Genomic DNA, 11,774 nt, shown 5'->3' with positions numbered 1-11,774 from the left:
CTCGAACTTTTATTCGAGCACTTCACAGCCCCGACGACATTAACGTCACCCCTACGGACATCCCTGTAATGCGTTCAACTAAACTCTGTGTTTCTCTGGCATCCCTGTGCCTGTTCGGCAACGCCAACGCCGTATCGGCAGACGACTGGGAATACAGCCTGAGCATCGGCGTAGCGGACATGCCACGCTACAGCGGCAGTAAAGAACGGCTTACCACCCCGCTACTGGGAGGCGAAATCGTCAGCCCGTGGGGGATATTCCTCAACACCGATCAAGGCCTGGGCTGGCGACATGAGTGGGAGAAGGCGAGTTTTAGCGCCTATGTCGGCCGTAGCGAAGAACGTAAAGACAAGAAAAGCAGCAGTCATGCGGGTTCGAACAGGCTTAAAGGCATGGGCGATATCAAGTCCCGGGCTCAGTTCGGCATCAGCGGCAGCTATGACGTGGGCCCCGTTGTCCTCGGCGCGACGTTGGAACACGCATTGGAGGAAGACGATCACAACGACGCTGGCAAGGCGTTCACCTCCCTGGAACTGAGCGTAGGTACCAACGTGTATGAAGGCCCATATGGCTCGCTCGACCTTGGCCTGACCAGTCTGTTTGGCGACAAGAACTATATGCAGACCTGGTATGGCGTCACCGCCGGCCAAGCATTGCAGAGCCGCTTCCAGGCCTATGACGCCAAGGGCGGATTGGTCAGTACCGGGCTGTACCTGGCGTGGGCCATGCCAATCAGCGAGCACACCACATTCTCGACGCTGCTGGACGTGCAGTATTTGTCCAAGGAGGCGGCTGACAGCCCGATTGTCGAGCGACGCCTGCAGAGTGCGATCCTTGGCTCGCTGGAATACACCTTCTGAGCGAGCACCTGCTTGCTGTTTTTCCTGATGAGGCCCGCCTTGCGTTTGGGCCTTCAGGGGCAATGCAGGGGAGCTTCAGCGTTCGATATCCAAAGCGCTGAAAATCCACCGACGAAGCAAAAATCAGAATCACGGCCCCGGTCACTGCAACTGAGACTGAGACTGACTCAGGTACTTCTCCACCGCCCCCTTGTCGGCATCCCCCTGCACCTGCCACAACCGCCGCTCGATCCCCTGCGCCAGCAAGTGCCCTACCGCTGACTCGATCGCCGACAGCACGCACAGCTGCGCCGGTTCGTTGGTGGTGTAGCCCACCTCGGCCTCCAGCAACTTCTTGAACTCGATGAACTTGAACACCCCCGCACTGCGCCCCACCGAATAGATGGTCTTGCTGGTCATCACGTTGGCCAGCACCTGCCCGGTGCGTACGTCCACTGCGCGCAGGTTCACAGTCACCTGGTCGACCCGGTATTCGCGGGAGATGTCGATACCCAGGTAACGCGCCCCCTCCCCGCCACTGCGCACGTTGGTGTCGTAGGCGATGATGCCGCCTTCAAGCATCAGGTTGGCCGCCTGCAACGGTGGCAGCTCGCCCATGATGTTCTCCGCCACATCCGGTTTCTTCTGCGAGGCGCGGATGATCTTGCGCTCGGTCAGCAGGTTCTGCAGGCCTTCACGCTCCAGCACCACGAACCAGCCACTGGCGCTCAGGGCATCCATCAACATGCTGGCCGCGCCCTGGGTGACGCTGGTCGAGAACGAACTGGCCGGGGTCGGCTTGTACTGCCCGGTCTGGTCGCGGAAGCCATACACCACCGCCATCAGCCGGCCTTTGGGGCGTGGCATGTTGATCAGGTCGTAGTAGGTCGAGGCCCGAGGGGTCAGGGTCGGGGTTTCCGAGTCCTGTTCGGCCGACATGGGGTCGCGCAGGCTGCAGCCTTGCAGGCTGTGCAGGGCGGCGAGGATCAGCAATGTGCTCAACAGACGTTTCATGGTGTTCTCTCCCCAACTCAAAGCCCTTCCCTCTCAGGGGTTCAGGCCGCTGACCTCAATGATCGAGATTTCTCCGGTGACGCGGTCGGTGACTTTGATGCTCAAGGCACCCGAGTCGTCGATCACATCGATCAGGAAGGCATCGGTAGCCATGCTGCCCGTGCTGCCATTACTGATGTTGTCCAGCAACTGCGAGAGCATTCGCGACTCCAGCTGATTGCTGAAGCGCTCCAGGGCCGTGGTGCCCGAAAAGGCAGAGGCACGGTCCTTGAGGTCGGGGTCGTCGTAGTCGTTCTGCGCCTGGGCGTTGTTCAGCAGCCAGGTGCCGTTGAGCGGGTTGCCACCGAAGGCCGGGTTGACCGGGGTGTACACCAGCTCCGTGGCCTGGGCAGCACAGGCGCTGGCCAACAGGCAGGCGGCGATGCAATGGGGAATGCGGGTTTTCATAGCTCGTCCCTCTCCAGATCGGTGGTGTCCTGCAGCAAGCGTTGCAGCTTGCGTTGAATGATCTGCTGCTTGACCAGGTCGGCGGCCGCGACAGCCTCGTCTTTGAGTTCCGTGGTGTTGGGTGGCAGGAAGCGCCGGTACATCACTTCGCGCTCGAACTCCACGGTAACCAGGCTGCCCCAGCGGGCATCCGGGCGTTCGCGCACCACCAGGTTGAAATCCAGGCGGCTGGTGGCACGCAGGCGGTCGGCGAAGTAGTAGTAAAAGTCGTGGCCGATGTGCGAGATGGTGTTGTCGACGATGAAGCCCATCATCTCGTCCTCCTCAGCCGCCTTCAGCAGGCTGCAGGGCGATGCCGCTAGCAGCAGGCTCAGGCACAGCGCAGCCAGGCGTTTCATGGCGTGTCTCCCGCGCCGGCCTGGGGCTGGGCACCGTTGGGGCTGTCGGCGAACGCCTGCTCGGCGACAAACTGCCAGTCGCTGTAGTGTTCCAGCCCTTCGAAGCCCGACCACTCGGCGGCAAAACCACTGTGCTTGAACGGCGTGGCATCCGAGCGGCTGTGTACGCCGGTGATGCGGCCATCGATCGAGCGCAGCAGGCCCCAGTCGTCGCTGTTGGTGATCGGGTCCGGGTAGAGCCTGCGGATGTGCCGCTTGGCCTCCGGGAAACGGTTGTCCTGCAACAGGTCGGCCAGCTCCTGCGGGTACTGGGCCAAGCCCGGCGAGGCGCGGTAGTAGCTGCGCAGGGCCTGGGCATACTGGCTGCCCACCCACAGCAACTGGCGCTCGTGATCGCGCTGGGCGACGCTCGACCAGACTGTCCCGGTGGCGGCCAAGGCCACGCTGCTGACCGCAATCAACAGCAGCACACCCAGGTAGGTGAAGCCGGCACAGGCCTTACCATTCGGCATAGAGGCTGCCATCACGCGCCCTCCCTGTAGCACCGCTCTTGATATCGGCCACACCGCCGGCCACGCCTTCTGGCGGCGGCAGCAGTTGCCAGGCATCGCTGCGTTCGGTGATCGGGTCGACCGGGGTGTTGCGCAGGTAGCGCAGCTCCACCAGTTGCTCCAGCGAATCGGGGTAGTGCCCGGTGTCGCCGTAGAAGTGGTCCAGCGACTCGCGCAGCACCGCCAGGCTCTGGCGCAGCGTGGCCTCGCGGGAGCTCTCCAGGCTGTTGAAGTAACGCGGCATGGCGATGGTCATCAGCGTGGCGATGATCGCCATCACCACCAGCAGTTCGATCAGGGTGAAGCCTTGGCTGCGTTTCATGGCCGTCACCATTGCCCGTAGGGGATGTTGTTGAGGCCTTTGCCACGGGCCTTGGAATACACGTCGAAGACGTCTTCGCCTTCACGCGGGCTGTCGGGGCTGCTGTCGTAGGCACGCAGGCCCCAGGCTCCCTCGTCGTCATCCTTGGCCGCCAGCAGCGGGTCGTGGGGGATGCGCCGCAGGAAGTAGAACTTGGCCCCTTTGGCACTGCGCACATCGCGCACGCCTTCGACCAGCACCTGCAGGTTTGGCGGGTAACCGCTGGCATCCAGGCGCTTTTCGATGTAACCGGCGTCGAAGGCACGCTTGTAGGCGTCGATGGCATCGCGGATCTGGTACAGCGCCTCGCGCATCTGTTGCTCCTTGCCGCGGCGCACCACGGTTTCGGTCAGCGGCGCGGCCATGCTGGCAAGCAACCCGAGCAGTGCCAGGGTCAGCACCACCTCGATCAGGCTGAAGCCTTGCACGCGGCGTTTCATGGCCGTGGGCTCCCGTTGGCGGGCACTACGGCCATCTGGCTTTCGACCACCGGCTTGTCACTGGACGGCGCAGTGCCCGGCACCTCCATCGGTGGCAGTGGCGCCATTTGCCGCACCTGCAGGCTCGACTCGGTGCCGGTGGCGAACTCCATGTCAGACGGGCTCTGGTACGGCAGGTTGCGCACGATGCGCGGGGTGATCGCCAGCACCAGTTCAGACTTGCTCATGTCGTCCTTGTTGCTGCCGAACAAACGGCCCAGGCCGGGAATGTCGCCAAGGCCCGGGATCTTGTTGCCGCTGGCGTTGTGGTCGTTGCGCACCAGCCCGGCCAGCACCTGGGTTTCGCCGTCGTGCAGGCGCAGGCTGGTCTGGGCGTTGCGGGTATCGACCTGGACCGGGATGGTGCCCTGGCGAGTGGCTTCCAGCGGGGTGGCGTTGCTCACTTCGAGTGCGATCTTGATCGCCACTTCGTTGTTCAGGTGCACGGTCGGCTGAACTTCTAGCTTCAAGCCCACATCCAGGTAGGTGACACTCTCGGTAATCACCGGGCCCTGGGTTGAAGGCACCGAGGTGGCGCTGATGATCGGTACCCGCTGGCCGATGTGGATACGCGCCTGCTCGCGGTTGCTGACGCGAATCACCGGGCTTGCCAGGGTGTTGATGTCTTTGTCCTGGGCATTGATCTTGGCCTGCGGCGCCGGCGAGATGCTGATGCGGCTGGAGTCGATACCGCGCAGTTGGTCGAGCACGCTGACCGACTTGCCGTCGGAGGTCAGCACGCCGAAGGTGTTGGGCCATTGCAGGCCGAGGTCGAGGATGCGCGAGGTGGCCACCTCCATCACCTCCACTTCCAGCACCACCTCGGGGTTGGACTGGTCCTGGGACTGCAGCAGCTTCTCGGCCATGCGCACGGCATCGGGGCTGTCGCGCATGGTCAGGGTGTTGAGGCGCTCGTCGACGAACACGTCACGGGTCTTGAGCATGGTCTTGACCATGTTCAGCGCCGTGTTGGCGTCGATGCTGGTCAGGTAGAACGTGCGCATGACCAGTTCCTGATAGTCCTTGGTCTTTTGCGGCGAGTCGGGGTAGATCATCAGGGTGTTGTCGTTGACGATCTTCTGGCGCAGCTGGTTCTGCTCCAGCAGCAGGGCCACGGCGTCCTCGATGCGCACGTCGCGAACGAAGATGGTGGCCTTCATGTCCGGGCGCAGGTCCTTGTCGAAGATGAAGTTGATGCCGGCGACCTGGGACAGCACTTCGAAGATGGTCTTCAGGTTGGCGTCGCGAAACTCCAGGGTCACCGGGCGCTCCAGCTTGCTGCGCAGCTGCGGGAACGGCTGCGCGGTGCGCGCCTGGACGTTCTCGATGTCACTGCGCAGGGTCATGCCCTTCTGGTTCTGCGGGTCCAGGCGCAGCACTTCGCGCATGTAGCGCTCGGCGCCGAACAGGTCGCCCTGGCGCAGGGCCGCCTGGCCAAGGGCGACACGTTCGTCGAGGGTGCGGATCAGCTCCAGCTGGCGGATACCTTCCTGGGCGCGGCGGTTGTTCGGTTCGATGCTCAGCACCCGGCCATAGCCCATGCGCGCACCGGCGAAATCGTGGCGGATTCGGTCGCTGTCGGCCTGGCTGAGCAGCGCCTCGACCGCCGCCTGGCGGCCATGGGCCAGGGCGATGTTCAGCTCGGTGTCGCGGGGGTCGTCACGCAGGGCCTCTTCCAGGCGCGCGATTCCGGCTTCGTACTGCCCCTCCTTCATCAGTTCTGCGCTGTCTTCACGTACCGCACTGGAGCCGCAGCCTGCGATGGCCACGCACAGCGCCAGGAGCAGGAACGGAGCAGGCTTGCACAGCTTTGACGACTTCATGGTGCGCTCCCGACAGACAAGGTCTGCGACTGGTGCAAAGGCAGGTAGACAAGGTCCAGCTCATTGGCCGAGACCCGATCGAGGCGGTAGGTGTCTTCGATGACGTCGCCCTGGCGCACGACGTAGAGTTTTTCGCCGCTCTGTAGAAACACCTGCAGGTCGTCGCGATCGCCCAGGCGGCCGACGAACTGGAAGGGCAGCGCCGGGGCGGTGGGTGCGGCAACCACCACAGGCGCGGCGATGACCGGTTGTTCGGTGACGGTGGCCAGGGTTTGCGGTTTGCTCCAGCGCTGGCTCGGGAACAGATCGGTAGAGGCCCGTTCCGGCCCCTTCGCGGCAGCTCCGCGCCCCGATGTGTCCGCTTCCACACGGTCAGGGGTGCTCACAGAACCTGTAGCAGCGGGCTTGCCCGCGAACAGCCCCACACTGTCCGCTTGGCCGAACCAATGCTCCGGCGCCCATGCCAACGCGGCAGAAAGCCCTAGAAACCCGGCCCAGATCACCGCACGTTGAGTCTTCATCACGACCTCGACAAGTAGAGGGTCATGCGCAGGCGGGCGTTGAGCTCGCTGTCGCCGATGCGTTTGCGTTGCAGCTCGAGGTCTTCCAGCACCAAGGTTGGCAGCTGGCCCAGCAGGCCCTTGAGGAAGCCGCGGATCTGCGGATAGCTGCCGCGCACCGGCAGCACGATCTGGTAGCGCGCCAACTGGGTTTTCGGGTCGATGCCCAAGGCATATTCGCCGCGTGCCAGGCTGATGTGCTCGGCACTGGCCAGGTGATACAGGCGCTCGATCAGCTCGCTGGCCTGCGGCTGCCCAGGCAGTTGCTGGCGCAGCGTGTCGAGGGCCTGCTGCTCGGGTTTGACCGCGATCTTCAGCTCGCCCCGCTGCACCCGCCCCACTTGCACGCTGGCGTCCGCCTCGCTGGCGCGCAGTTCGCGCACGGTTTGCCAGTGCGGCAACACAGCGGCCAATGCCACGCCGACGGCCAGCAGGCCAACGGCGACAGCGGCAAGGCCCACCGGGCCGATGCGGCGCAGGCGTTCCTGCATGATCAGGCTGCTCAGCGGGTCAGGGGCGCGCATGGCCGGTCTCCCAAGTAGCGGTAAGGGTGAAACGCACCGGGTGCTCCGGCTGGCCCACCATCACCTCGTGGTTGAGCAAGGAAACATCGCTGAGCTCGGCGCTGGCCTCCAGGCGCTGGTGGTACTGCAGCATCGCCTCCAGGTTGCGCGCCTCGGCGGCGATGCGTACCTGGCCCTTGCGTGCATCCGGGGTCAGGCCAAGCAGCGCGACATCGTCCTGCGGCTGCGCTTCGAGCATGGCGAACAGCTGCTGCCAAGGCCGTTGCAGCTGCTGCGAGACACTGCGCATCTGCGCCAGGCGCTCGGCCTGTTCGCGGCTGGCAGCGCTGCTTTGCGGGGCGGCGGTGGCCGGGCGCCGGCCCAGTTGCAGTTCCAGGCTGTGCAGGCGGCCTTCCAGGTCGACCTGCTCGACCTGCAAGCGTTGTTGCAGCACCACCAGGGCGGCCACCACGGCGCAACCCAGGGCCAGTAGCGACCAGGCCAAGGCACCGCTGCGCCGGGGCTGGAATTCCAGGTCGAGGCGGCGCATGTCAGGCTACCGCCCGCCACATGGCGCACAACGGGTCGGCTTCGCTGGCCGGTTGGCACAGCTGCACCGCCGCCAATTGCGGCACGTCGCCCCGGCCGGGCGCATGCAGGTACACCCGTGGCAGATGCTCCCCGTACAACTCGCAGGTGCGTTCGATCAGCGCCTGCAAGGCCTGGTCGTTGTCGGCACAGCCTTGCGCCAGCACCTGCTGCCAGGCCCCCCCGGCGGCCAGCAGCAGCACGCTGCGGCGTGGCTCGGCGAGGACGAACAGGAAGTCACCCTGCCCCAGCTGCGCCGAGCAACGGTTGTAGGCGGCCATCAGGTACGGCTGCACCGAACGCAGCTGCAGCCGGCTTTCTCGCCCCAGTGCCTGCAGCCGTTGCAGCAAGGCCTCCGGCAGCGCCGTGGCAATGCGTGCGGCGCCTGCTGGCTCTGGCGAGAGGACGATGCGCCAGTCGCCCAGCGACTGCCCATAGAGGTTTTCAAAACAGGCCCGCGCATAGGCATCGAGTTCGCGCGGGTGGCCGATGGCATCGCTCCAGGGCACCAGGCAGAAGCGGCTGTAGCGGGCCGACAGCAATACCCGCAACTGGGCACCGCGCACGGTGTGCTCGGCAAGCAGCGCGGCCAGCGCCTCGACGGCGGCCTCCCAGGCCGGTTGGGCCGCCTCGCAGCTGAACGCGCGGCTGCCCAGCCACTGCTGTTGGTTGGCGTGCCAGCGGCCCAGGCCTACTCCCTCGGCGCCGAGCACGGCACAGTATCTATGAGCACCACGATCACGCGATAAATGTGACACGGTTGATCTCCTCAAGGGTGGTGCGGCCTTCACGGACCAGGTCCAGGGCCGAGGCGCGCAGCAAGCGCAGGCCGCGCTGGCAGGCGAGTGTCTTGATCTGCGACAGGGGGCGGCGTTCGACGATCATCTGCCGCAGGTCGTCGTCCAGGTGCAGCAGCTCGGCAATGGCACTGCGGCCGCGATAGCCACTGCCGCGGCACTGCCCGCAACCCTGGGCGCGGACAAACGTCCAGCCGGCCACGGCGGCGCGGGTCAGGCCTGAGGCCTGCAGGGTTTCATCGTCCGCCTCGCAGGCTGTGGCGCAGTGCGGGCAGGCCAGGCGAATCAGGCGCTGGGCCAGGATGGCGTTGAGCGCCGAGACGAAGCTGTAGGGGTCGACCTGCATCTGGCTGAAGCGGCCGATCACATCGAAGACGTTGTTGGCGTGAATGGTGGTGAACACCAGGTGCCCGGTCAGGGCCGACTGCACGGCAATCTGAGCGGTGTCGGGGTCGCGGATCTCGCCAACCAGGATCTTGTCCGGGTCGTGGCGCAGAATCGAACGCAGGCCGCGGGCAAAGGTCAGGCCCTTCTTTTCGTTGACCGGGATCTGCAATACACCGGGCAGTTGATATTCGACCGGGTCTTCGATGGTGATGATCTTGTCCACGCCATGGTTGATCTCGCTGATCATGGCGTACAGGGTGGTGGTCTTGCCGCTGCCGGTGGGGCCGGTGACCAGGATCATGCCGTAGGGCTCGGCGGCCAGCCGGCGCAGGGCGCGCAGGGTGTCGTCGGCAAAACCCAGGGCCTGCAGCTGCACACCACTGACCTTGTCGGACAGGTCCTGTTTGTCGAGCACCCGCAGCACGGCGTCTTCACCAAAAATGCTGGGCATGATCGAGACGCGGAAGTCGATCTGCCGTTCGCCCACGGCAACCTTGAACCGGCCGTCCTGGGGCACGCGCTTCTCACCGATGTCGAGCTCGGCCATGACCTTGATGCGCGAGATCACCTGGTCGGCGAAAGCGCTGCCGCTGGCCTTGCCGGCACCGTTGAGCACACCGTCGATGCGGTACTTGATGGTCAGGCCCTGGCCGGTCATGCCCAGGTGGATGTCGCTGGCGTGCAGCTTGAGGGCGTCGTAGAGGGTCGAGTTGACCAGCTTCACTACCCGGCTCTGGTCTTCGCTGATGCTGGTCAGCGACAGGCGTTGCAGCGGGTCGCTTTCGCTGCTGGCTTCGCTGTCGTGGTCAAGGGCATCGACGGCATGGAAGCTTTCTTCGTGGCGGGCCAGAAACGTCGCCAGCTCGGCGGCGTGGGCCAGGTACAGTGGCGCGCCTTGCAGCACATCGTCGATCCAGGCCAGGCGGGAAGAATCGAAGGGGTCGGCGAACACGCCCAGCAGTTCGCCTTCGCGCTCGATCAGCACGAATTCGCGTTTCAGGCTCTGGGCCAGGCTGACCTTGTCGAAGCGTGGGCTGCTGGCCAGCAGGGCCTGGCTGTGCAGCACCGGGTAATGCAGGGTGATGCCCAGGCGATGGGTGAAGGTGTCTGGGCTGTCGTTGGCCAGGCGTTCCAGGCAGTTGAGCAGGCGTTCGTCACCGGCTTGCAGACGGGCCTGGGCCAGCAGGTCACGCGGATAGGCGCACAGTGGCTGTGCTGGCTGCAGGGGTGTGGCGGCTGTATCGACTGCTTCGGACATGGCCTGCGACTCCGCTCAGGGGGCGCGTCGCAGGCTGGCTCAGCCAGGGTAGCGGGCGCCGCTATTCCCCTGTGAGCAGTTGTTCGTCGTCAGCACCTGGGGGCTTTGCGCCATTGCGGCGGCGGTCGGCCAGTACCCAGCTACCATCGTACAACTGCAGGGGGAACGATTCGTTCCTGGTCTGGCGTCGTTCGACGAACCCTTCTGCCGGGTTGTCCGTGGCCCTGCGCCGGCGCTCGATGCCCATCAGGTCGAAGATCGCGCGGGCCAGTTCCGCCAACGGGAACGGCTTGAACAGGACATGGGTCACACCAAGTTCGGCGGCGCGCTCACGGACCTCGGCGGTCGGGTGAGCGGTGATCAGCACGAAATGGCACTGCCTGTTCTTGCGCACGGTCTCCAGAACCTGAAACCCCTCCATGTCGGGCAAGCGGTAATCCAGCACGATCACTTGCGGTGCCAGGCTTTCAGCCTGCTCGATACCACTGGCACCGTCGTGGGCAACATGAACATCCAGGCCTTGCGCCTGCAGATACGCTTGCAGGTTCTGCGCAAGGGTCTGTTCGTCATCGACTACCAATACTCTGTTCACCAAGGTCGACTCCCCAATACTGCCCGGTTACCCGGTCTGCGAAGTGCGGCCTCGATAAGGCTTGAGCAGGCTTCGTGCCAGGCGTGAATAGTCATGCTGCACCGCTGTAAGTCGTTGATCTGGCAAGGCTGCCCGAGGGCGCCCAGTCTGCTGCGCGCAGCCAGGCTCGCCCAGTTCCCCACATCCGGGGAACCTGATGGCACTTTGCCAAGTCGTTATCCCCCAGCTTTGGGGGAACACCGTCGAGGGCCTCAGTCGGCGATTTCCACTTTAGCGGATTCGCGCAAACGTTGGCGCACGGTTTGCCGAGCCTGCGCCTGCAATTGGCCGGTAAGCGTGGCCCTGGCCAAGCGCAGGCCCTGTTCCCGTATGACAGAAGGATTATCACTTTGGTTCTGCGCTCCTTGCAGGGTTTGCCGATTGGCCTCGTAGAAGGCCTGTACTTGTGCCTGGCTGGGCGCGTCGACCGCGCTTAGCTGGGCATACAACTGCTGCGCTGCCATCTCGTGACGCATGTATTGAGCGTACTCTGCCCGATCGAAACCCGCCTCTGCCAGCCGCCGCTCGAACACTGTCGGGCTGCCGAACGCAGCCTCCACTTCGCCGACATGGGCAGCCACCTGCGCGTCACTGATGGCGATACCCTGGCGCTGGGCTTCCTGCCACAACAGCTCCTTGTCGATCAGTTCATCCAGGGCCTGGTCGCGCAGGCGCTTGTACAGGGTCGGGTTGCGGATGCTGGCCACCGCCCGCCCCTGGGCTTCGAGGTATTCCGTGAAGTAACGCTCCAGGCGCATGGCATCGATCTGCACACCGTTCACCCGCGCTGCCGGCACATCGGCCCAGCTCGCCGTGGTGGTCAGCAACAACAGGCACAACAACAGGGTACGCATGGCAACCTCCGCTCAAAGGGCGTCCGGCACAGGCCGGTACGGGGTAACCGAGGTGAATCGCGGCCCGGGCAAGGCCACTGCCACCACATGGGCACCGGCCATGCCCTGCCGACGGCCGGGGCCAAAGCCCAGGGCCGGGGTCAGGCCGGTCGTGACATCGTGCAGGCCTTCCAGGGCCGTGATCATCTGCTCGCGGCTGGCATCCCGGCCAATCTGCTTGAGGGCTTCGGTGAGCAGGCGCAGGGCGCACAGGGTATTCACCTGCAAGGACGCCTGGCGTGGGT

Annotated in this window: 15 protein-coding genes and 1 pseudogene; 1 reads left to right on the top strand and 15 read right to left on the bottom strand. The window is 64.8% G+C overall.

The features are described from left to right. The first annotated feature begins 68 nt into the window (after window positions 1–68). A complete protein-coding gene (locus NP534_RS22535) occupies window positions 69–860 on the top strand; it encodes a MipA/OmpV family protein (RefSeq protein WP_274100162.1) in 792 nt (263 codons plus the stop codon). A gap of 141 nt (window positions 861–1,001) precedes the next feature. Here the strand turns inward: NP534_RS22535 and NP534_RS22530 are convergent, their stop codons facing one another. The 15 genes and pseudogenes from NP534_RS22530 to NP534_RS22460 all read right to left on the bottom strand — a co-directional run. Continuing rightward, entirely contained in the window at window positions 1,002–1,853 is an 852-nt protein-coding gene (locus tag NP534_RS22530) for a CsgG/HfaB family protein (protein ID WP_274100161.1), read from the bottom strand. Window positions 1,854–1,886: 33 nt separating this feature from the next. Then, entirely contained in the window at window positions 1,887–2,300 is a 414-nt protein-coding gene (locus NP534_RS22525) for a curli assembly protein CsgF (protein ID WP_033697605.1), read from the bottom strand. Continuing rightward, the gene (gene csgE, locus NP534_RS22520) at window positions 2,297–2,698 is read right to left on the bottom strand and encodes a curli production assembly/transport protein CsgE (protein WP_274100160.1); all 402 of its coding nucleotides are present in this window, start codon (window positions 2,696–2,698) and stop codon (window positions 2,297–2,299) included. Before csgE ends, NP534_RS22525 begins: the two co-directional genes overlap by 4 nt. Then, window positions 2,695–3,222 carry a type II secretion system protein gene (locus NP534_RS22515; RefSeq protein WP_274100159.1) on the bottom strand — a complete coding sequence of 176 codons (528 nt, stop codon included), beginning with the start codon at window positions 3,220–3,222 and terminating at the stop codon, window positions 2,695–2,697. Before NP534_RS22515 ends, csgE begins: the two co-directional genes overlap by 4 nt. Next, complete coding sequence (locus NP534_RS22510; RefSeq protein WP_033697602.1) at window positions 3,197–3,571, bottom strand: type II secretion system protein; 375 nt, start codon at window positions 3,569–3,571, stop codon at window positions 3,197–3,199. The genes NP534_RS22515 and NP534_RS22510 overlap by 26 nt, the downstream gene beginning before the upstream one ends. 5 nt (window positions 3,572–3,576) lie before the next feature. After that, window positions 3,577–4,050 (bottom strand): type II secretion system protein, encoded by a 474-nt coding sequence (locus NP534_RS22505; RefSeq protein WP_274100158.1) that lies wholly within the window; start codon window positions 4,048–4,050, stop codon window positions 3,577–3,579. Next, window positions 4,047–5,912, bottom strand: a complete 1,866-nt coding sequence (locus tag NP534_RS22500; RefSeq protein ID WP_274100157.1) for a secretin N-terminal domain-containing protein — start codon at window positions 5,910–5,912, stop codon at window positions 4,047–4,049. The genes NP534_RS22505 and NP534_RS22500 overlap by 4 nt, the downstream gene beginning before the upstream one ends. Continuing rightward, window positions 5,909–6,433: a hypothetical protein gene (locus NP534_RS22495; protein WP_274100156.1), complete on the bottom strand. Its 525-nt coding sequence runs from the start codon at window positions 6,431–6,433 to the stop codon at window positions 5,909–5,911. The genes NP534_RS22500 and NP534_RS22495 overlap by 4 nt, the downstream gene beginning before the upstream one ends. After that, the gene (gene pilO, locus NP534_RS22490; protein ID WP_274100155.1) at window positions 6,433–6,996 is read right to left on the bottom strand and encodes a type 4a pilus biogenesis protein PilO; all 564 of its coding nucleotides are present in this window, start codon (window positions 6,994–6,996) and stop codon (window positions 6,433–6,435) included. The genes NP534_RS22495 and pilO overlap by 1 nt, the downstream gene beginning before the upstream one ends. Continuing rightward, window positions 6,983–7,525: a pilus assembly protein gene (locus tag NP534_RS22485; protein WP_156310325.1), complete on the bottom strand. Its 543-nt coding sequence runs from the start codon at window positions 7,523–7,525 to the stop codon at window positions 6,983–6,985. The genes pilO and NP534_RS22485 overlap by 14 nt, the downstream gene beginning before the upstream one ends. A 1-nt stretch (window position 7,526) precedes the next feature. Then, a complete protein-coding gene (locus NP534_RS22480; RefSeq protein WP_274100154.1) occupies window positions 7,527–8,321 on the bottom strand; it encodes a hypothetical protein in 795 nt (264 codons plus the stop codon). Beyond that, complete coding sequence (locus tag NP534_RS22475; RefSeq protein WP_274100153.1) at window positions 8,302–10,005, bottom strand: GspE/PulE family protein; 1,704 nt, start codon at window positions 10,003–10,005, stop codon at window positions 8,302–8,304. The genes NP534_RS22480 and NP534_RS22475 overlap by 20 nt, the downstream gene beginning before the upstream one ends. A 61-nt stretch (window positions 10,006–10,066) precedes the next feature. Next, window positions 10,067–10,600, bottom strand: a complete 534-nt coding sequence (locus NP534_RS22470) for a response regulator (protein ID WP_033697588.1) — start codon at window positions 10,598–10,600, stop codon at window positions 10,067–10,069. 248 nt (window positions 10,601–10,848) lie between these two features. Beyond that, window positions 10,849–11,490: a SurA N-terminal domain-containing protein gene (locus tag NP534_RS22465; protein ID WP_274100152.1), complete on the bottom strand. Its 642-nt coding sequence runs from the start codon at window positions 11,488–11,490 to the stop codon at window positions 10,849–10,851. 12 nt (window positions 11,491–11,502) lie between these two features. After that, window positions 11,503–11,774: pseudogene (locus NP534_RS22460) on the bottom strand (ABC transporter substrate-binding protein); the annotation flags it as partial.

The sequence above is a fragment of the Pseudomonas sp. 39004 genome (genome assembly GCF_028682155.1).
Lineage (GTDB): Bacteria > Pseudomonadota > Gammaproteobacteria > Pseudomonadales > Pseudomonadaceae > Aquipseudomonas > Aquipseudomonas capeferrum.
The sequence above is the reverse complement of the archived record's forward strand: the minus strand, read 5'-3'. Positions and strand labels throughout refer to the sequence as shown.